We start from the raw sequence: 19,879 nt of genomic DNA, 5'->3' as shown, positions 1-19,879 counted from the left end.
TGGGGTCTCAGTCCACCGTCACGTAGTCGGGACCGGAGTAGCGGCCGGTGGCCAGCTTCTGGCGCTGCATCAGCAGGTCGTTGAGCAGGCTGGAGGCGCCGAACCGGAACCAGTGGTTATCGAGCCAGTCGGGCCCGGCCGTCTCGTTCACGAGCACCAGGAACTTCACGGCGTCCTTGGACGTCCGGATCCCGCCCGCGGGCTTCACGCCGATCTGCACCCCGGTCTGCTGCTTGAAGTCGCGGACGGCTTCGAGCATCAGGAGGGTGTTGGCGGGGGTGGCGTTGACGCCGACCTTGCCGGTCGAGGTCTTGATGAAGTCGGCCCCGGCCATCATGCCGAGCCAGGAGGCGCGCCGGATGTTGTCGTACGTCGACAGCTCGCCGGTCTCGAAGATCACCTTGAGCCGGGCCCGCTCGCCGCAGGCCTCCCGCACGGCGCGGATCTCCTCGTACACCTTCAGGTACTTGCCCGCGAGGAAGGCGCCGCGGTCGATGACCATGTCGATCTCGTCCGCCCCCGCGGAGACCGCGTCCTGGACGTCGGCGAGCTTCACGGTGAGCGCGGCACGCCCGGCCGGGAAGGCGGTGGCGACGGACGCCACCTTCACCCCCGACCCGGCGACGGCCTCCTTCGCCGCCGCCACCATGTCCGGATACACACAGACGGCGGCGGTACGCGGAGTCGTACGGTCGGTCGGATCGGGATGGACGGCCTTCGCGCCGAGCGCCCGGACCTTGCCCGGGGTGTCGGCGCCCTCCAGGGTCGTCAGGTCGATCACCGAGATGGCCAGGTCGATGGCGTACGCCTTGGCCGTCGTCTTGATGGAGCGCGTCCCGAGCGCGGCGGCGCGCGCCTCAAGTCCGACCGCGTCCACGCCGGGCAGCCCGTGCAGGAAACGGCGCAGCGCGCTGTCGGACGCGGTGGCGTCGGCGAAAGCAGATGCAGTGGCATGTGCAGTGGTGGGCATGGTCACCAGGCGAGCATATCTACGCGCGTAGCGGCTTGTACAGGGGCGGGCGCGCCCAGACGGTTCGGACATGCGCGTGGCCGGGACCTTCGGGCCCCGGCCACACGCATGCTTCCGGCTGCCGGCCGTCCCTCAGCCGATCAGCAACAGCACCACGAGCAGCAGCGCCCCCGCGGCACTCGGCCCGAGGATCTCGTACGCCCAGCGCACGCTCGGCCCGCCCTGCGCGCCCGGGTCGCCCGCGTGCCGCTCGGCGAGCTCGCGCAGGTCGTCGAGGGCCTGGTCGGCGGGGGCGCGGGTGGAGGCGGAGGCGGAGGCGCCACCGGACCGCACGGTCGGCGTGCGCCCGTGCGGGTCGTCCACGGCGTCCCGCACCTGCCGCCGAGCGGCCTTCTTCCGGGCGCGCAGCGAGACGGGAATCGCCCACAGTTGGTACTTGTCGCCGCCGCCCGCGAACACCTCGCTGGAGTACCCGGACCGCAGCCCCTCTACGGCGGCCCACGGCAGCGTGATCGTACGGAACGGATTGCGCACCCGCAGCCGCTCGGCGTTCGCGAACACGGCGGGCCGCAGGGTGTACGCGACGACCAGCGGCACGACGAACAGCAGCCCGGCGAGCGCGCGCCACGGCGTCCACCCACTCCCCCGCACGAGCGCGTCCCCACCGAGCCACGCGGCCAGCCCGAGCAGCAGGACGCCACCGGCGACGGCACTGCTGGAGCGGTAGGTGCGGTCGGGGTGGACGGGGTGGACGGGGTGGTCGGGAGCGGGATCCGCGTGCGCGCTGCCGGACTGCGGCTCGGGCTTCGGCTCGGGCTGCGGGTCGGGCTGCGGGTCGGGCTGCGGGTCGGGCTTCGGCTCGGGGTGCGGATCGGGCTGGGGGTCCGGGCTCGTCATGAGGTGATTCTTACTCAGTGGGGGATGGGGGTGTCAGCGGGGCTGGTCGCCTGACCTTCGCTTCGCGAGGTGGGCGGAGTTCAGCCGGCCGCACGGGGTGCCTCCACTGGCGGCCCGCCCGAACCGGCCTGGCTCTCAGCACTCTTGGGCGGGTTGCGTGGGTTGTTTTCAGCCAGGGCTGAACCTGGACAGGGTGACCGTGTGTTCGATTGTCAGTCCCGTCGGTTACGGTGCTTGTTCGCGTACGCAATGAGATTTCGCGTACGCAACGCAAGGCAACGGGGAAGTGCGATGACTACGGGGGTGGTCGGCATGCGCGCTGCGGCACTGGCACGGCGTATGACCGAGTTGACGCAGTCCGGCGAGGGCGATGTTCGGGCCCTGGTGGGGGAGTTCCGGCGCAGTGAGGTGCTGGTGCCGGTGGTGGAGGACTCGCTGCTGACGGTGGCGGCGGACGAGGTCCGCTGGCTGTTCGCCTTCACCGGGATGGAGACCCTCGACCGGTTCGCGGAGCAGCGCCCGGAGACCGTCGACGAGTGGGTGACGGTGTTCGGCGCGCGACTGCTCGACCAGGTGATTCCGGGGATCGGCGGGCCGGTCGGGGTCGCGGTGGACGCGGGCAGTCCCTCGGGGTTTGTGCTGCCGCCGGTGCGCGGGATCGTTCCGGACGCGGTGGCGTGGGAGCCGGAGCCGGAGTCGGAGCCAGATCCGGAGCCTGAGCCGGATCCGATGCAGGCCGTCGTGCCTGACCCGGGTGCTGGGGGTCTGCAGTGAGCGGCAACGGATTCCGGGCGGACCCGGAGGCGATGGCCCAGCTCACCAAGGGCATCAAGCTGGCGATGGACGAGCTGAAGGAGCTCGGCTTCGACATCGACGCGAATCTGGGGCGCGGCTTCGACGAGTTGGAGCTGGCCGGGCTCGAGGTGGGGGATGCGGGGCTCCAGGAGACGTTCGCGGGCTTCTGCGACCGGTGGGGCTGGGGCGTGCGCACGCTGATGCAGGACGCCAACAAGTTCGCGCTGATGTTGGACCTGTCGGCCGGGATGTACCACGAGGAGGAGGAGTACGGGAAGAACGTGTTCAAGACCGTGCTGAACCAGGTCGGGGGCAATCCGTACGCGACGGAGGAGGACATCAAGCGGCAGTCCGTGTCGGAGGCGTTGGAGAGCAGCAACATCGTCGGCCACGTCCGGGACGCGGACTACAGCATGGACTCCTTCCGCGACGCCAAGGACGAGATCGGCGACCAGTGGGACCAGGCCGGCGAGGACCTGGACAGCTCGACGTTGACGCCGTGGCGGGACAGCAGCAACTGGGAGCCGGACGGCCCGGAGGAAGAGACGTTCACGCCGGCGCAGAAGCCGGGGGACGGCTCGCCTGACGCCGAGGGGGGCAAGGGCTGATGGGGATCGGAGACGCGCTCAACAGCATCGGGGACGCGGCCTCGGGGGCTGTCGACACGGTCAAGGAGAAGACCGGCGACGCGGTGGGCTGGGTCACGGACACGTCCGGGGACGCCCTGCAGTACGTGGGTTTGGACTCGGCCGCGGATGGTGTCCGTGACATCGGCGAGGGCATCGGCAACCGGCTGGGCTCGGACGTGCCCGAGCGGCAGCTGGGCGAGACCGACGACCCCAAGGAGCTGATCCACGGCAGCGCACCGGCCATCGAGGAGCGGGCCAAGCACCTCAAGGACTTCGGCCATGCCTTCGAGACGGTCGGACAGGGCCTGGGCAATCTGGACTCGGGGTTCTGGAAGGGCGATGCGGCGGACAGGTTCCGCGAGAAGTTCAGCATGCAGCCGAAGAAGTGGCTGACCGCCGCCGACGCCTGCGAGGACGCCTCCCGTGCGTTGGAGTCGTACGCGCAGACGGTCGCGTGGGCCCAGTCGCAGGCGACCGCGGCGATCGAGCTGTACAAGAGTGCGCAGACGGCGAGCGAAAAGGCCGCCAAGGACCATGAGTTGTCGGTCAATGCGTACAACTCGTCGATCGACGCCTACAACGAGTACGTGGATTCGGGGAAGACCGACCCCGGCCCCAAGCCCACCAAGCCGGAGCCTTTCCGCGATCCGGGTGTGGCCGGTCGCCAGGAGGCACGGGAGATCCTGGAGGAGGCCCGCCGCCAGCGCACGGAGGCGGCGCGCGAGGCGCGGGGCCGGGTGAAGCAGGCGCTGGAGACGGCCCCCGAGAAGCCGGATCTCCTGGACCGGGCGGGCGCTGAGCTCATGGACTACGGCCAGGCGAACGGCATGGGGCTGGCCCACTTCCTGGGAGGTGCCGCCGAGGCCGTGGGGGGCACGGTGGCGCTGGCCCGGACCGCGAACCCCTTCGACCCGTACAACCTGACCCACCCCGCGGAGTGGGCGAAGAACGCCAACGGGTTGGCGACCGGTCTGCTGAGCACAGTGGCTCATCCGGAGCGCATCCCGAAGCAGGTCATCGGCTCTGGCTGGACCAGCGACCCACACCATGCCGCCGCAAACTTCATCGGCAACCTGCTCGGCCGGAAGGGCCTGGGGGGAGTCGGGAAGGTACCGGATGGAAAGCCGCACCCGGACCGGCCACCCGGCAAGGGCAAGGAGGAGGGCGAGAAGCCCGATGCCTGCAAGAACCCCGAGAAGGGCGTCTGCGAGGGCGACCCGATCGACATCGCGACCGGCCGCATGCTCCTGCCGCAGACGGACGTGGCGCTTCCAGGCGCACTCCCGCTGACGTTCTCCCGCCACTTCAAGTCTTCGTACCGGGCCGGGTATTGGTTCGGTCCGGCGTGGTCGTCGACGGCCGACCAGCACTTGGAGGTGGACGCGACAGGCATCGTCTTCGTACGTCAGGACGGCGCGGTCCTGACGTACCCGCACCCGGCGCCCGGCGTGTCCGTCCTCCCCAACGGCGGTGACGAGCACGCCCTGATGCTCGACGCGTACGGCGACTACACGATCACGGACCCGGTCCAGGGCCGGTGCTGGCACTTCGCGGCACCGGACGGCGACGGCAACGGCATCGCCCTGCTGATGCAGATCACCGACCGCTCGGGCCAGTACCTCACGTTCGAGTACGACGCCGACGGTGCTCCTACCGGCATCGTGCACTCGGCGGGCTACCACCTGAAGATCACGACGGAGGGCAAGCGCATCACGGCCCTGCACCTCGCGGGCGCGGGTGCGGACGGCGCGGACCAGGAGATCGTCCGCTACGGCTTCGACGAGCGCGGTCACCTGTCGTCGGTGACCAACTCCTCCGGCCGCCCGACGGCATTCCGCAACGACGAGCTTGGCCGCATCACATCGTGGACGGACACGAACAACTCCTCGTACAGCTACGTCTACGACGACCGGGACCGGTGCACGTACCAGACGGGCCAGGCGGGCCACCTGCGCGCGACCTACACGTACGACGACATCGACGCGGCCACGGGCCACAAGGTGACGACGTTCACCAACTCCTTGGGGCATACGAAGAGTTACCTCGTCAACGGTCGGTTGCAGGTGGTGGCCGAGACGGATCCGTCCGGAGCCACCACTCAGACGACGCACGACAGCTACGACCGGCCGCTAACTGTCACAGACCCGCTCGGCCGCACGACGAGCTACGCATACGACGAACTCGGCCGCCTGACCATGCTGGTCCGCCCGGACGGCGCGTACACCAGCCTTGCTTATGACGAGTTGAGCCTGCCGGTCGTGTTGGCGCACTCGGACGGCACATGCACGTACCAGCGGTTCGACGAGTTCGGTAACCGCGCTTCGGTGACGGACGGGTCCGGGGCGACGACCCGCTTTGGGTACGACGCGCTCGGCAACCTGGCGTCGATCACGGACGCGCTCGGCGCGACGACGACGGTCCGCTGCGACGCGGCAGGCCTCCCCCTGGAAATCACGGACCCGCTCGGCGCGCTGACCCGCTACGAACGTGACGCGTTCGGCCGCCCGTTGGCGGTGACGGACCCGTTGGGCGCGGTGACGCGGCTGGAGTGGACGGTAGAGGGCAAGCTCGCCCGCCGCACGGCTGCGGACGGCTCGTCGGAGTCGTGGACGTACGACGGCGAGGGCAACTGCACGTCGCACACGGACGCGATGGGCCAGGCCTCGACCTTCGAGTACACGCACTTCGACCTGCTGTCGGCCCGCACGGGCCCGGACGGCGTCCGCTACGAGTTCGAGCACGACACGCAGCTGCAACTCCGCAAGGTGCTCAACCCGCAGGGCTTGACGTGGAGTTACGACTACGACGCATCCGGTCGCCTGGTGGCGGAGACGGACTTCGACGACCGGGTTCTGACGTACGCACACGACGCGGCGGGCCAACTCCTCTCCCGTACAACGCCGATGGGCGACGTGATCCGCTTCGAGCGGGACGTCCTCGGTCGCACGGTCCGCAAGGACGCGGCGGGCGCGCTCACGACGTTCGAGTACGACGCGACGGGCGGCCTGGCCCGGGCGGTGAACCCGGACGCTGTCCTGGAGCTGACACGGGACGCGGCGGGCCGGTTGGTGTCGGAGACGGTCAACGGCCGGACGATGACGTTCACGTACGACGGACTCGGGCGGCGGGTGGGGAGGAGAACTCCCTCCGGGGCGGAGAGTTCGTGGCGCTACGACGCGGCGGGCAACCGCACGGAGCTGGTGACGTCCGGCCGGACGATGACGTTCGAGCACGATGCGGCGGGCCGAGAGCTCAGTCGTCTGATCGGCGACTCGCTGTCGCTGACGAACACATTCGACGCGGTGGGCCGCCTCACGAAGCAAGCATTGGTCGGCCCGACCGACCACACGGTGCAGTCCCGGAGCTACAAGTACCGCGCAGACGGCAACCTCATCGGCATCGACGACCAACTGAACGGCTCCCGCAGCTTCGACCTGGACGCGGCGGGCCGGGTCACAGCGGTGCACGCGGCGGGCTGGACGGAGAGGTACGCGTACGACGAGGCGGGAAACCAGACGGAGGCGTCCTGGCCGCAGGCGATGCCGGGCCAGGAGGCGGTGGGGTCCCGCACGTACGAGGGCACGCGCATCCGCACGGCGGGCGCTGTGCGCTACGAACACGACGCAGGCGGCCGCACGGTGCTCCGCCAGAAGACCCGGTTGTCGCGTAAGCCGGACACGTGGAGGTACACGTGGGACGCGGAGGATCGGCTTACGTCGGTGGTCACACCGGACGGCACGAGGTGGCGCTACGCGTACGACGCGCTGGGCCGCCGAATATCCAAGCAGCGCCTCGCGGCGGCGGGCGGGGAGTTGATCGCAGAGCAGGTCGACTTCGCTTGGGACGGGACGACGCTTTGCGAGCAGACCGGCCATGTGCCGGGTGCCCCTGAGGCGGTCACACTCACCTGGGACCACGAGGGCATCCGCCCGCTGGCCCAGACGGAACGCAAGCGTCTCCCAGACGAGGAGCTCGACGAGCGCTTCTACGCGATCGTCACTGACCTGGTTGGTACACCGACCGAGCTGCTCGACGAGCATGGGGACGTTACCTGGCGCGCGAGAATCGCTCTCTGGGGCGCCACGGCATGGGCTCGAAATGCGGCCGCATATACGCCAATTCGTTTTCCTGGTCAATACTTTGACCGCGAATCCGAGTTGAGTTACAACCACTTTCGATATTATGATCCAGAAGTTGGTCGATATCTCGCGACGGATCCATTGGGTCTTGAGCCTGCCCTCAATCCGCGTGCTTATGTCAACAATCCCCATGCCTGGGTGGACCCGCTGGGCCTGGCCGTATGTAAACCAAACGGATTCACGGACCTTGGTAATGATCGATTCCAATCTCCGGCAGGCCTAATATACGGGCCAGGGTCTGCTCAAGGTCACCGGATCGCGCACGTGATGGAGCATGCGCGTCCTGATCCGTCGAAGATTACGCACGGCGTTTTTAAGAACCCTAATCAAGGGGACATCCTTGCGCTTGTTGACGAGGGGTGGAGGAATCGAGGTGCTCCCGATCCCAGTGACCCTGCGAGGTATATAGTTCCCATGGGTAGGGAGGTAGGAACGAATGGGGAAAAGAGCCTGCGGATTGTGGTAGTGCCTGGAACGGCAAAGGTAATTACGGCGTTTCCACAGCATTAGAGAGGATTCGGAATGAAATGGTGTCCGAGGTGCGAGCAGGGGTGGGTAGTTAAGTGCCGAATCCCTGGAAAATCTGTAGACCTGCGGGTGTGTGAAGAGTGTGACACTGTCTGGATCGGTGGGGAACCCTCGAATGCGCCCCCATTCGTCATCCTGGAAGAGGTATTGCAGGAGTTCGGCCTCGAGCCTCTTTGGTCCAATTTGGAGCGGCTGGAGTATGGGGCGCGTTCAGGCGGAAGTTGAGTCTTCTGTGGCCTGATGAGGCGCGGATGCTTCGGCCCCTCTGGGAGGGCAGTCGATGCCGTAGAGCCGGTCTAGTTGAGACGAAGCGTCTGCGGGCCTGCCTGTGCAACCCTGCCCACCTTAGGTGAACTCTTAGCCGACGTGCTGGTCGTTGCCTGCAGGCGTCCAGATTTCGCTCGACCCCATTGGGGCGACTGTCCAAACAGGGAAATCATCGGCCAGCTGGGGGCGCGGAGGGGCGCCTGACGTCGGTGATCACATCGGATGGCTGTGGCGTCATGCGTATGACGCGTCGCCTTCAGGCTGGGGTGCAGCCGTACCTCTCCAGAGCGGCCTTGCTGATGGACGCGTCCACCAGCAGCAACTCCCAAGGCCCAGAGTTCACGTCGAAGTCCTTGCCGAACCCGATCCACTTCCCTGTCATGCGGCGGCCCGTCGGCTCGATCAGCATCTGAACCGCTCCGTGGTACCGCGCACCCTGGTAGTAGCCGGCGCGGGCTGTCTGCTCGGTCCAGGTGCCCGTGACCACGTTGCGGTCCAGGGTGAGGTCGAGAGTCAGAGGGCTGTCGGGGTTGCTCGACGCCCCGGGGAGGCTTTGGCCGGTCAGCTTGGTGCCGTGCTGGAGTACCACGACGTAGTGCTTGGCCTCGAACGTCTCGCCTCGGCCCGAGCTGTAGTACTCGTAGCGCGACAGCCAGATTCCGGAATAGTTCGCTGTGTCTGTCATCCGTTGAGGGGCCTCGGTCTTCGCGGCGGCACCTTCCGTGGCGGCGTCCATGTCATGGCCTCCCTTTCCGTCGGAGTGCACGCGCGCCACCGGCACTGGGAAGGTGAAGCCGAGGGACTCCACCGGGCGGCCGGTGACGCGCTCAAGTGCCCGCGCATACACCGGGCGTGGAGCACGGCTGACTCCTGACTCCCAGCGCTGCACGAGTCGCTTGCTCGCGTCGTTGGGCTCGCCCAACTCGTCGCCGGCGCGGCGCAACGCCTTCGCCAAGTCGTCCTGGCTCATGCGCAGACTGATCCGTATGGCCCGGAGCACGTCGTTGGACGCGTGCAGCTCAGTCGTCATGCCGTCGACGGTAGCGGTCGCCGGTCGCCAATGACACCGGTTTGACGCCTTCGGGTGACGCCCCGATGACGTCACTACTGCCGTCGCAAGGGCGTCCCCAACTGTCGACGATGGTGGGACACGACTTCGATGGAAGCTGGTTTCGATGACTCAAGTCCCTGATCCTTCCCAGAGGCGCCGCCCCTCCCCGCGTCTTCTGCCTTGGAGTAGTGACGACGGCAAACCCTGCTACGTCATCGGTGACGTTGACCGTTCCGGTCCCGTGTCCCGTATCGCCGACGAAGTCGAGTGTGTCCAACTCGCGATGGGACATGAGTTGTTGGGGCATGCGCGAGAACTGCTGGACAACCCACGGGCGTCCATCGGTGAACTCCGCTTCCTCGGTCGGACGTTGACCGACGCGCTCACCGATGCCTTACGCGTGGCCGAGAGTCGTGGGACGCAGCCCTGACCCCGTAGCCCTAAGCTCGCACCATGAGCGCCGACATGGGCAAGCGGCTCCAGGGTGTGCGCAAGCGGCGGGGGCTCACGCAGCGTGAACTTGCCTCCGTGTCTGGGGTGTCCGTCTCCTTGATCCGCAAGTTGGAGCAGGGAGAGCGGGCGGATACGCGTCTCGAGACGGCCCGGCGGTTGGCCGTGGCGCTGCGCGTCCCGACCACGAGTTTGGTGGGCGTCCCGCAAGCGGGGTCCGACCAAGACGCGGAACCTGATGGTGACGATCAGTGGGCTCCCGTCCGGCAGGCGCTCGTCGGCCCGGTGGGCAGTGCCGACATGAGTGAAGCACCCAGCGTTGCCGGGATGCATGACTTGATCGACGCGGCAGTTCCGCTCTTCTCCGGCGACCGGTTCCGGGAGTTGAGCCTGATCCTGCCCGCCATGATCCGCGACGCGGACCTGATCGCAGAGACGGGCGGCCCGGCCGGCCGGGACGTGCGCGTACGGCTGATGCAGCTCACCGGGTGGCTGCTGACGCAGACCCGGCAGTTCGCAGCTGCGGACACCGCCCTCGACCGGTCACTCGAAGACGTTTCCGACCGCCTTCAGGGTGCCGCAACGGTCAATACGCGGTGCTGGTTGCTGCTGCGGCAGGGGCGGTTGGACGCGGCGCGCGAGTTGGCCGTTCAGTGGGCCGATGAGATGGAGCCGCGCATCTCCCGTGCCACGCCTGCCGAGTTGAGCGCGTGGGGCTGGCTGCTGCTGCGAGCCTCCGCCGCGGCGGTGCGGGACAACCGGCAGGGGGAGGCGGAGGACACCCTGCGGTACGCGAACTCGGCAGCCGTCGCCATGGGGCGGGAGTTCGCACCCGGCGATGACTTCCTCAAGGCGTTCGGGCCCGTCACGGTCGCGCTCAAGCGAGCCGAGAACGCCATGGTGGTCGACCGCCCGGACCTGGTGCTCAAGCTCTCCGCCCGCATCCCCACGTCCGGGATGCGCACGACGTCCAACAACCGCAACCGCCATCTGCTGGACGTCGCTGAGGCGCACACGCGGGCGCGGGACTACGCGAAAGCGGTCGACGTCCTCCAGGAGATCCGGGCGTCAGCGCCCCAGTGGCTGCCGAACCAGCGCTACGCCCGCGACATCTTCGGCCGGATCATTGCCCGGCGGCGGACACTGACCCCGGACATGCGAAGCCTCGCCGACGCCATTGGGGCGCCAATGTGACCCGGAGGCTTCGGGTGGCACTTCTGCCTGATGGCACCTCAAAGTGCCATTGAGAGACCGGTGTTGAGCTCCGTAGCGTCACATGCATGACCAAACCGCACGGAGTGCACATCGCACGGCTGCTGCCATGGACTGGCTCTGACGGGAAGCCGTGCTTCCTGCTGACCGACGGGGACGGCTACCTCACGCGAGTCGCGGACCACGTGGAGTCAGTCCAACTCGGAATGGCCGGTGAACTCCTCGACCACATCGACGACTTACTCGCAGACCTGAGGGCAACGCCAGATCAACTCCGGTACGGCCTGGCACGGATGAGCGAGTCCCTGCGCGACGTGAAGCGCATCGCGGACAGCAGGGGCGCTCGACTGTCCGGCGCTGCGGCGGATGGCGACTGAGCGCCGGATTTCGCCCCTGGCCAGCCCAAGGCCTGACGACCCTCAAGGCGCACTAGGCCAAACCAAAACCATGTACCCCCCGCAATAGGCCGCCACCAGCACAACACCACCCACCCAGACCACCGCATGCCGCAGCGATGCGCGGGCCAGGAGCACGGCCAGTGGCAGTAGCAGTGGGAAGCCCGGTAGCAGAAAGCGCGCTCGGGAGAAGTACACGCCTCCGCTGCCCAGCACGATGGCCAGCAGCAGGCCCGTGAAGACGAGCAGCACCAGGGGCTGGCGGTCCAGTACGCAGCGCACGAAAAGCATCGCCGACGCGACGAGCACCAACGACACCAGGATCAGGAACAGTTCGGGTGTCGAGTCGTCGATGAAGTGGTCGTCCAGTCTGCGCAGCGTGTACGCGCCGCCGTCCACATGGTTGTGCCACAGCTCCTGGACCGCGAAGTAGCCGTCCCAGCGGCCGAGTCGGAGGCCGACCCAGCCGACGTACGACAACCAGCCCAGCGGGGCCAGAAGCCCGCCCACCAGCACACGCCACGAGAACCGCCCCCACAGGGACACCAGCGCCCCCAACGAAACCGCCGCCGCCAGCGCCACCCCCGTCGGACGCGTCAGCCCCGCCAACGACGCCAGCGTCCCTGCCCACACCCAGCGCCCCGTCAGGCACGCGTACAGGGACCACGCCGCGAAGGCCGTGAACAGGGACTCCGTGTAGCCCATCCACTGGACCAGGCCGACCGGCAGCCCGCCCCACAGCAGCGCCAGGCACACCCCCACCCTGCGGCCGTGCAGCCGCGCGCCCACCGCGAAGATGCCCCAGGCCGCAAAGAACGACCCCACCACCGCCACCAGCAGGCCCACGCCCGCCGACGAACCGGGGAGGGCCCACGACAGCCCCCGTACCGCCAGCGGGTACAGCGGGAAGAACGCCAGGTTGTTCGCGTCGTACGTCGTGCCGAGCTCCCGCGCGTAGCCGTTCTCCGCGATGCCCAGGTACCAGGACGAGTCCCAGGAGGTCGCCAGGATCGGCCAGAGGCCCTGGCCTTCCCTGTGGGCCCAGAAGGAGACGACGAGGAGGCAGAAGAGGCGTACGCAGGCGTAGCCGTAGATGGCGGGGGCCGCGTGGCGCAGGGCGCGGACGATGCGGCGGGGCAGGTCCGCGCGGGGTGGGGGCGTGCCCCGGGGACGGGGGCGCCGGGAGGTGGGGAGGGCGCGGCGGACGGCCTCGGTGGGGGCGGACACGGGCGGGCAGCTCCTGGGGTTCGGCCGGGCGCGGACCGGTCCACCTTCCTTGCGGGCCACCACCCCTCCCGCCCCGCTGCGTCAAGTGCCGTGCGGGAATCACCCGTTCAGGTGGTCACGGCGTACGAAGAAGGGCGGCGGCGACCGTCCAGGTCACCGCCGCCCGTACGACCCGTGGCTCAGATACCCGCCGCCGCAGCCAGATCCCGCTTCAGCGCCGCTAGCAGCTCCGCCGCCTTCGCCCGTGCCGCCGGCAGAGCGTCCGAAGGGGCCACCGGAACGACCGCCTCCAAGTAGCACTTCAGCTTCGGCTCCGTACCGCTGGGCCGGACGATGACCCGGGCGCCGTCGAGCGTGTAGCGCAGGCCGTCCGTCGGCGGAAGCGACGAAGTCCCCTGCGTCAGGTCCTCCGCCAGCGTCACCGGCAGGCCCGCGAGCGATACCGGCGGCTGCTCGCGGAGGCGCCGCATCGCATCGGCGATCAGCGACAGGTCCTCGACCCGCACCGACAGCTGGTCCGTCGCGTGCACGCCGTGCTCGACGGCCAGATCGTCCAGGAGGTCGAGCAGCGTGCGGCCCTGCTCCTTCAGCTCCGAGGCCAGCTCGGCGACGAGGAGCGCGGCCGTGATGCCGTCCTTGTCGCGTACGCCCTCGGGGTCGACGCAGTAGCCGAGCGCCTCCTCGTAGCCGTACCGCAGGCCGTCCACGCGGGCGATCCACTTGAAGCCGGTGAGGGTTTCCTCGTACGCCAGACCTGCCCCCGAAGCGATCCGCGCGAGCAGCGAGGACGAGACGATCGACTCCGCGAAGGTCCCGGTCACCCCCCGCTTCACCAGGTGCGCCGCAAGCAGCGCGCCCACCTCGTCGCCGCGGAGCATGCGCCAGTCACCCGCCGAGGAGTCGTGCACCGCGACCGCGCAGCGGTCCGCGTCCGGGTCGTTGGCGATGATCAGGTCCGGTTCCGCGGCACGGGCCGTCGCGAAGGACAGGTCCATCGCGCCCGGCTCCTCCGGGTTCGGGAAGGCGACCGTCGGGAAGTCCGGGTCCGGCTCGGCCTGTTCGGGCACGACCACCGGCTCGGGGAACCCGGCCCGCGCGAACGCGGCGAGCAGGGTCTCCTTGCCGACGCCGTGCATGGGCGTGTAGACGGTACGGGCCGTACGCGGGGACCCCTGGGCGAGCACCGCGTCCGTACGCGCCAGGTACGCCTCCAGGACCTCCTCGCCGAGCGTCTCCCAGCCCTCCGACGGGCGCGGCACGTCCGCGAGGGCCGCCACCGCGTCGATCTCGGCGGCGATGTCCGCGTCCGCCGGGGGCACGATCTGTGTCCCTCCCCCAGACTCCGTCCGGGGGGACCCCCAGCCCAGATACACCTTGTAGCCGTTGTCGCGCGGCGGGTTGTGCGAGGCCGTCACCTCCACACCCGCCACCGCGCCCAGGTGCCGTATGGCGAAGGCCAGGACGGGGGTGGGCAGCGGGCGCGGGAGGAGCGCGGCGCGCAGGCCCGCGCCCGTCATCACGGCCGCCGTGTCCCGCGCGAAGTCCGCCGACTTGTACCGCGCGTCGTACCCGATCACGACGAGCCCGCCCGCCTTGCCCTGCGCGCGCAGGTACGCGGCCAGGCCCGCGGCCGCCCGGATGACGACGGAGCGGTTCATCCGCATCGGGCCCGCGCCCAGCTCGCCGCGCAGCCCGGCGGTGCCGAACTGGAGGGTGCCGGAGAAGCGGGCCGCCAGCTCCTCGTGGGCCTCGCTCTCGATGAGCTTGGCCAGCTCCTCGCGGGTCTCGGGGTCGGGGTCCTCGGCCAGCCAGGCCCTGGCCCGGGTGATCAGTGCGTCGTCCTGGATCACTGCGTCGTCCTGCACGTCTGCCTCAGCCTCTCGTCGTACGTGCGAGTCTCAGATCCGGCCCAGCACCTGCGTGAGCAGCGCGCCCATGCGGGCGGCGGAGTCGCGGCCGGCCTGGAGTACCTCCTCGTGGTTGAGGGGCTCGCCGGACAGGCCCGCGGCCAGGTTGGTGACCAGGGAGATGCCGAGCACCTCGGCGCCCGCCTCGCGCGCGGCGATGGCCTCCAGGACCGTGGACATGCCGACCAGGTCGGCGCCGAGGATGCCGGCCATGCGGACCTCGGCGGGGGTCTCGTAGTGCGGGCCGGGGAACTGGGCGTAGACGCCCTCCTCCAGGCTCGCGTCGACCTCCTTGCACAGGGCGCGCAGGCGCGGCGAGTACAGGTCGGTGAGGTCGACGAAGTTGGCGCCGACGATCGGCGACGTGGCCGTCAGGTTCAGGTGGTCGCTGATCAGGACCGGCTGGCCGGGGCGCATGCCCTCGCGCAGGCCGCCGCAGCCGTTGGTCAGGACGACGGTCTTGCAGCCCGCGGCCACGGCCGTACGCACCCCGTGCGCGACGGCGGCGACGCCGCGGCCCTCGTAGTAGTGGGTGCGGCCGAGGAAGACCAGGGCGCGCTTGTCGCCGATCTTGTACGACCGGATCTTGCCGCCGTGGCCCTCCACGGCGGGCGGCGGGAAGCCGGGCAGTTCGGTGACGGGGAACTCGGCCTCGGGCGTGCCGAGCGCGTCCACGGCGGGGGCCCAGCCCGACCCCATCACGAGGGCGACGTCATGGGTCTCTGCGCCGGTGATCTCACGCAGCCGCGCGGCGGCGGCGTCGGCGGCGGCGTACGGGTCGGTGGGGGTTACGGAAGCGTTCACGCGGTTGAGGGTAGCTGTTGTCGTTCCACGCGCGTAGATGCCGCTGCCGACAGTGTCACGATCGTTGCGTTGTACGTTCCGCCAAGGTGAGCATCGTCCAGGGGCTCCGCCCCGGCCCCGGTCGCCCTGCGGGCTCGTCCTCAAACGCCGGACGGGCTGAATTGGCTAGCAGGGCCGCTTCCGCAACGACATCACGTAATCGTGCGGCGCCCCCGCCGACTCCGCCGCGTCGGCGATCTCGCCGAGGTAGCGGGCCGAGGGCAGGCCGCCCTCGTAGCCGTTCAGGACGTACACCCAGGCCGGCATCTCGCCCTCCAGGGTCTCCACCCGGATCCGCATCCGGCGGTAGATGTCCAGGCCGACACCCTCCCAGCGGTCCATGGACTCCTCGTCCATCGGCGCGATGTCGTAGAGCGCGACGAAGACCTGGGAGCGCGGCGCCTCCACGATCGTGGCGAGCGCGCCTTCCCAGCCCATGTGCTCCCCGCCGAAGGTCAGCCGCCAGCCGTTGAGCCAGCCGGTGGCGCGCAGCGGCGAGTACGGGGCGCGGCGGGACATGAGCCGCGCGTCGAGATTGCCGGCGTACGCGGCGTAGAGCGACATGGGACCGAGGGTACGACAGTGACCGCCGCAGGTCGTGCGGTCTCGCGAGCCCGTCGTACTCCTCTGGAGGGCCCCGGGGCGAAGCAGCTTGAAGCGTGCGGGACAATGGAGTACGTACTGCATCTGCCCGGGGGGCGACCCCCGGACCCCCGGCCGGGACAGCGCTGGGCGGGCCGGAAACGAGAGCGCGAGGCGTAAATCCCTTGACCCGGATCGTGATCATCGGCGGCGGACCTGGCGGATACGAGGCGGCCCTGGTGGCCGCCCAGCTCGGCGCGGAGGTGACCGTCGTCGACTGCGACGGTCTGGGCGGGGCGTCGGTGCTCACCGACTGCGTGCCGTCCAAGACCCTCATCGCGACGGCCGAGGTGATGACCACCTTCGACTCCTCGTACGAAGAGCTGGGCATCATCGTCGAGGACGACACCCCGCACATCGACCAGGCCGCCCGCGTCGTCGGCGTGGACCTCGGCAAGGTCAACCGCCGCGTGAAGCGCCTCGCGCTCGCCCAGTCGCACGACATCACCGCGTCCGTGACCCGCGCGGGCGCCCGTGTCGTACGCGGCCGGGCCCGGCTCGACGGGCAGCAGGCGATGGACGGCTCGCGCAAGGTCGTCGTGACGGCGGCGGACGGCTCCGAGGAGACGCTGACCGCCGACGCCGTGCTCATCGCGACCGGCGGCCACCCGCGCGAGATCCCCGACGCCCTGCCGGACGGTGAGCGCATCTTCAACTGGACGCAGGTGTACGACCTGGACGAGCTGCCGGAAGAGCTGATCGTGGTCGGCTCCGGTGTCACCGGCGCCGAGTTCGCCGGTGCGTACCAGGCGCTCGGCTCGAAGGTCACGCTCGTCTCGTCCCGTGACCGCGTGCTGCCCGGCGAGGACCCGGACGCCGCCGCCGTCCTGGAGGACGTGTTCCGGCGCCGCGGCATGAACGTCATGGCCCGCTCCCGCGCCGCCTCCGCCAAGCGCGTCGGCGACCGCGTCGAGGTCACGCTCGCCGACGGCCGCGTCATCACCGGTTCGCACTGCCTGATGGCCGTCGGCGCCATCCCGAACAGCAGCGGCATGGGCCTGGAGGAGGCCGGGGTCCGGCTGAAGGACTCGGGCCACATCTGGACCGACAAGGTGTCCCGCACCTCCGCCCCCGGCGTGTACGCGGCCGGTGACGTGACCGGCATCTTCGCGCTCGCCTCGGTCGCCGCCATGCAGGGCCGCATCGCGATGTACCACTTCCTGGGCGACGCGGTGACGCCGCTGAACCTGAAGACCGTCTCGGCGAACATCTTCACCGACCCGGAGATCGCCACCGTCGGCTACAGCCAGGCCGATGTCGACGGCGGGAAGATCGACGCCCGCGTCGTCAAGCTGCCGCTGCTGCGCAACCCGCGCGCCAAGATGCAGGGCATCCGGGACGGCTTCGTGAAGATCTTCTGCCGCCCGGGCACCGGCATCGTGGTCGGCGGAGTGGTCGTCTCGCCGCGCGCTTCGGAACTGATCCACCCCATCTCGATCGCGGTCGACAACAACTTGACGGTGGAACAGATCGCGAATGCGTTCACCGTCTACCCCTCGCTGTCCGGCTCGATCGCCGAGGTCGCCCGGCAGTTGCACACCCGCAAGGCGGCGGGCGAGGCGTAGGGCCCGTAAAACCCCTGCTCCGGGGGCGAGTTGGGCCCTCGTGAAGCCGTCGCGAAGCCCTCGCGGAGTCGCCGCGGAGCCGTAGTGCGGGGCCCTCGTGGGGTCTCGTGGGGGTCTCGTGGGGCCTTCGTGCGACGCCATGGGGTCCGGTCGCCCGGACCATGCCGGGGGCTGGATCTGCGTATACCACTTCGCATCCGGCCATGCGAACAACTTCTGTTATTCGGCGCAAACTGCTGAAAGCAGACGGTCGTTGGGGTTACTGTCAGTTTCGTGTTCGCTGCAGAACGTCGCCAATTGATCCTCGAAATGGTGCGGGCCAACGGAGCAGTGTCGCTCCGGGAGCTCGCCCGCGTAGTCCAGACCTCCGAAGTGACCGTACGGCGGGATGTGCGGGCGCTTGAGGCCGAAGGACTCCTTGACCGCCGCCATGGAGGTGCGGTGCTCCCGGGCGGATTCACGCGTGAGTCCGGCTTCCCGCAGAAGTCGCTGTCCGCGACCGCGGAGAAGACGGCCATCGCCGATCTCGCCGCGGGCCTCGTCGAAGAAGGCGAGGCCATCGTCGTCGGCGCGGGTACGACGACCCAGGAGCTGGCCCGCCGGCTCGCCCGCGTGCCCGGACTGACCGTCGTCACCAACTCCCTGCTCGTCGCCCAGGCGCTGGCGCACGCCAACCGCGTGGAGGTCGTCATGACCGGCGGCACCCTGCGCGGCTCCAACTACGCCCTCGTGGGCAGCGGAGCCGAGCAGTCCCTCCAGGGGCTGCGGGTGTCGCGCGCGTTCCTCTCCGGGAGCGGGCTCACCGCGGAGCGCGGCCTGTCCACGTCCAACATGCTCTCGGCCAGCGTCGACCGGGCCCTGGTGCAGGCCGCGGCGGAGGTGGTGGTCCTCGCCGACCACACCAAGCTCGGCACCGACACCATGTTCCAGACGGTGCCCACGGACGTCATCACCCGGCTCGTCACGGACGAGCCCCCGGTGCCCGACGAACGCGCCGCCACCGAACTGCAGGCCCTCGCCGACCAGGGCGTCCAGGTCGCCGTCGCGGGCGCGACACCGACGGGAGGCCCCGCCGACCCGGCACCACCGGGCCCGCCCCAGCGCCGTGACGTCCCCCTGCCCGGCCAGCGGAGGAACGTCACGCAGGGCGGCCCGCACCAACTCCGTACGGCAGGCGCGCTGACGGACCCTGCGACGGGAGACCGTGAACGGGCGGCCCGGGTGGCGGACTTGCGGCGCCGGTGACAACGCGGGGCTCCGCGCGGGCCCGCTCCCGGCCCGTCCGGGGGGGCACGCAACGGACCACGCAAGCCCCCCCCGTACCGCCTACGCGCCCGCCTTCAGCCCGCGCAGCGTAAGCATCAGCAACCGATCCGCCAACTCCGGGTCCCCCGGCGTCTCTTCAGCGGCCAGCGCAATCGCGTTGGTCAGCTGGAGCAGATCGCCGATCGTGATGTCCGACCGCACCGACCCGGCCTCCTGCGCCCGCACGAGCAGCGCGCCGCCCGCCTCGCGCATCGGCGCACTGCACCGGGCGAGCGCCGAACTGTCGTCCCGCGACACCGACATGAGGGCCCGCGACAGGCCCCGGTACTCGCCCGCGTGCGTCACGATCGCCCGCAGCCACTCCACGAGCGCCGCGCACGGCTGCGGATCGTCGAGCAGCTCGCGGGAGCGGGTGAGCAGGGCGCACACCGCGTCCTCGAAGACCGCGCTGAGCAGCGCGTGCCGGTTCGGGAAGTGCCGGTACAGCGTGCCGATCCCGACGCCCGCGCGCCGCGCGATGTCCTCCAGGGACGCGCCCGTGCCGTGCTCGGCGAACGCGGCCCGGCCCTCGGCGAGCAGCCGGTCGTAGTTGCGCCGCGCGTCGGCACGCATCGGGCGCGCCGCGGTGGGCACCGCGTCCGCCTGCCCGGTGCTGGTCGTCATGGCTGCCGTCCTCCCTGGCCTCGGCCCTGGTCTGCTTCCAGGATGCCACCCGCGGGTGCGCACTCAGGGGCGCGCGGGGAACTGCGCGAGCAACCGCGCCGAGCGGGCAGCCGCGTCTGCCACCAGCGGTCCCATGGCGGGTGCGGCCCGTCGCTGGGCTGTTCGCGCAGTTCCCTGCGCCTTTCTCGGGCACGACTGAGCCCCCGGGCACGCAAGGTGCGCCGGGGGCTCAGTACGTACGAGGGAACGTCAGTCCTCACGTACGAATGGACGTCAGTCCTTGATTTCGCAGATGGAGGCGCCGGAGGTGAGGGAGTTGCCGATCTCGGCGGTCAGGCCCTTGACGGTGCCGGACTTGTGGGCGTTGAGGGGCTGTTCCATCTTCATGGCCTCCAGGACGACGACGAGGTCGCCCTCCTTGACCTCCTGGCCT

General features: G+C 69.8%; 16 protein-coding genes. 7 read left to right on the top strand and 9 right to left on the bottom strand.

Translation table 11 applies throughout. The features are described from left to right. Positions 1 to 7: 7 nt before the first annotated feature. Positions 8 to 970, bottom strand: a complete 963-nt coding sequence (gene deoC / locus QIS99_RS04910; RefSeq protein WP_282510848.1) for a deoxyribose-phosphate aldolase — start codon at positions 968 to 970, stop codon at positions 8 to 10. 132 nt (positions 971 to 1,102) lie between these two features. Further along, entirely contained in the window at positions 1,103 to 1,867 is a 765-nt protein-coding gene (locus QIS99_RS04905) for a PH domain-containing protein (RefSeq protein ID WP_282510846.1), read from the bottom strand. 291 nt (positions 1,868 to 2,158) lie between these two features. Here QIS99_RS04905 and QIS99_RS04900 point away from each other — a divergent pair, with 291 nt between their 5' ends. From QIS99_RS04900 to QIS99_RS04890, 3 genes are read left to right on the top strand one after another with little or no spacing between them, the layout of a single operon-like run. Beyond that, on the top strand, positions 2,159 to 2,641 hold the full coding sequence (locus QIS99_RS04900; RefSeq protein WP_282510843.1) for an SseB family protein: 483 nt from the start codon (positions 2,159 to 2,161) through the stop codon (positions 2,639 to 2,641). Then, on the top strand, positions 2,638 to 3,270 hold the full coding sequence (locus QIS99_RS04895) for a hypothetical protein (RefSeq protein ID WP_282510840.1): 633 nt from the start codon (positions 2,638 to 2,640) through the stop codon (positions 3,268 to 3,270). The genes QIS99_RS04900 and QIS99_RS04895 overlap by 4 nt, the downstream gene beginning before the upstream one ends. Next, positions 3,270 to 7,940, top strand: a complete 4,671-nt coding sequence (locus QIS99_RS04890; protein WP_282510837.1) for a putative T7SS-secreted protein — start codon at positions 3,270 to 3,272, stop codon at positions 7,938 to 7,940. Before QIS99_RS04895 ends, QIS99_RS04890 begins: the two co-directional genes overlap by 1 nt. A 541-nt stretch (positions 7,941 to 8,481) precedes the next feature. Here QIS99_RS04890 and QIS99_RS04885 read toward each other — a convergent pair. After that, the gene (locus QIS99_RS04885) at positions 8,482 to 9,255 is read right to left on the bottom strand and encodes a helix-turn-helix domain-containing protein (protein WP_282510834.1); all 774 of its coding nucleotides are present in this window, start codon (positions 9,253 to 9,255) and stop codon (positions 8,482 to 8,484) included. A 474-nt stretch (positions 9,256 to 9,729) separates the two neighbouring features. Between QIS99_RS04885 and QIS99_RS04875 the strand changes: the two genes are divergently transcribed. Both QIS99_RS04875 and QIS99_RS04870 read left to right on the top strand, forming a co-directional pair. Further along, a complete protein-coding gene (locus QIS99_RS04875) occupies positions 9,730 to 10,920 on the top strand; it encodes a helix-turn-helix domain-containing protein (protein WP_282510828.1) in 1,191 nt (396 codons plus the stop codon). An 86-nt stretch (positions 10,921 to 11,006) separates the two neighbouring features. Next, positions 11,007 to 11,315, top strand: coding sequence for a hypothetical protein (locus QIS99_RS04870; RefSeq protein WP_282510825.1), 309 nt, complete (start codon positions 11,007 to 11,009; stop codon positions 11,313 to 11,315). A 42-nt stretch (positions 11,316 to 11,357) separates the two neighbouring features. Here QIS99_RS04870 and QIS99_RS04865 read toward each other — a convergent pair whose 3' ends face one another. The 4 genes from QIS99_RS04865 to QIS99_RS04850 all read right to left on the bottom strand — a co-directional run bounded on the left by QIS99_RS04865 (position 11,358) and on the right by QIS99_RS04850 (position 15,874). Continuing rightward, positions 11,358 to 12,560 (bottom strand): hypothetical protein, encoded by a 1,203-nt coding sequence (locus tag QIS99_RS04865; protein ID WP_282510822.1) that lies wholly within the window; start codon positions 12,558 to 12,560, stop codon positions 11,358 to 11,360. A 179-nt stretch (positions 12,561 to 12,739) separates the two neighbouring features. Continuing rightward, the gene (locus QIS99_RS04860; RefSeq protein ID WP_282511389.1) at positions 12,740 to 14,407 is read right to left on the bottom strand and encodes a phospho-sugar mutase; all 1,668 of its coding nucleotides are present in this window, start codon (positions 14,405 to 14,407) and stop codon (positions 12,740 to 12,742) included. A 51-nt stretch (positions 14,408 to 14,458) separates the two neighbouring features. Beyond that, positions 14,459 to 15,271 carry a purine-nucleoside phosphorylase gene (locus QIS99_RS04855; protein ID WP_282510820.1) on the bottom strand — a complete coding sequence of 271 codons (813 nt, stop codon included), beginning with the start codon at positions 15,269 to 15,271 and terminating at the stop codon, positions 14,459 to 14,461. A gap of 165 nt (positions 15,272 to 15,436) precedes the next feature. After that, on the bottom strand, positions 15,437 to 15,874 hold the full coding sequence (locus QIS99_RS04850; protein WP_282510817.1) for a gamma-glutamylcyclotransferase: 438 nt from the start codon (positions 15,872 to 15,874) through the stop codon (positions 15,437 to 15,439). Positions 15,875 to 16,038: 164 nt separating this feature from the next. Between QIS99_RS04850 and QIS99_RS04845 the strand changes: the two genes are divergently transcribed. Together QIS99_RS04845 and QIS99_RS04840 are read left to right on the top strand one after the other, a co-directional pair. Beyond that, complete coding sequence (locus tag QIS99_RS04845; protein ID WP_282511387.1) at positions 16,039 to 17,517, top strand: NAD(P)H-quinone dehydrogenase; 1,479 nt, start codon at positions 16,039 to 16,041, stop codon at positions 17,515 to 17,517. Positions 17,518 to 17,790: 273 nt separating this feature from the next. After that, positions 17,791 to 18,762 (top strand): DeoR/GlpR family DNA-binding transcription regulator, encoded by a 972-nt coding sequence (locus QIS99_RS04840; RefSeq protein WP_282510813.1) that lies wholly within the window; start codon positions 17,791 to 17,793, stop codon positions 18,760 to 18,762. 81 nt (positions 18,763 to 18,843) lie between these two features. On the opposite strand, the gene QIS99_RS04835 is transcribed toward QIS99_RS04840, so the two are convergent. Next, positions 18,844 to 19,446: a TetR/AcrR family transcriptional regulator gene (locus QIS99_RS04835; protein ID WP_282510811.1), complete on the bottom strand. Its 603-nt coding sequence runs from the start codon at positions 19,444 to 19,446 to the stop codon at positions 18,844 to 18,846. Between the two features lie 273 nt (positions 19,447 to 19,719). Next, positions 19,720 to 19,879, bottom strand: a 160-nt coding sequence (locus QIS99_RS04830; protein WP_349017273.1) for an acetyl-CoA carboxylase biotin carboxyl carrier protein subunit, incomplete at its 5' end; no start/stop codon positions are given.

Origin of the sequence: Streptomyces solicavernae (assembly GCF_029968095.1) — a bacterium.
Classification (GTDB): domain Bacteria; phylum Actinomycetota; class Actinomycetes; order Streptomycetales; family Streptomycetaceae; genus Streptomyces; species Streptomyces solicavernae.
This window is presented reverse-complemented; position numbering and strand designations above follow the sequence as displayed.

What these genes read in the sequence shown, in the direction of transcription:
- deoC (WP_282510848.1), bottom strand. Translation starts at nt 970, where the DNA reads ATGCCCACCACTGCACATGCCACTGCATCTGCTTTCGCCGACGCCACC.
- QIS99_RS04905 (WP_282510846.1), bottom strand. Translation starts at nt 1,867, where the DNA reads ATGACGAGCCCGGACCCCCAGCCCGATCCGCACCCCGAGCCGAAGCCC.
- QIS99_RS04900 (WP_282510843.1), top strand. Translation starts at nt 2,159, where the DNA reads ATGACTACGGGGGTGGTCGGCATGCGCGCTGCGGCACTGGCACGGCGT.
- QIS99_RS04890 (WP_282510837.1), top strand. Translation starts at nt 3,270, where the DNA reads ATGGGGATCGGAGACGCGCTCAACAGCATCGGGGACGCGGCCTCGGGG.
- QIS99_RS04885 (WP_282510834.1), bottom strand. Translation starts at nt 9,255, where the DNA reads ATGACGACTGAGCTGCACGCGTCCAACGACGTGCTCCGGGCCATACGG.
- QIS99_RS04875 (WP_282510828.1), top strand. Translation starts at nt 9,730, where the DNA reads ATGAGCGCCGACATGGGCAAGCGGCTCCAGGGTGTGCGCAAGCGGCGG.
- QIS99_RS04870 (WP_282510825.1), top strand. Translation starts at nt 11,007, where the DNA reads ATGACCAAACCGCACGGAGTGCACATCGCACGGCTGCTGCCATGGACT.
- QIS99_RS04850 (WP_282510817.1), bottom strand. Translation starts at nt 15,874, where the DNA reads ATGTCGCTCTACGCCGCGTACGCCGGCAATCTCGACGCGCGGCTCATG.
- QIS99_RS04835 (WP_282510811.1), bottom strand. Translation starts at nt 19,446, where the DNA reads ATGACGACCAGCACCGGGCAGGCGGACGCGGTGCCCACCGCGGCGCGC.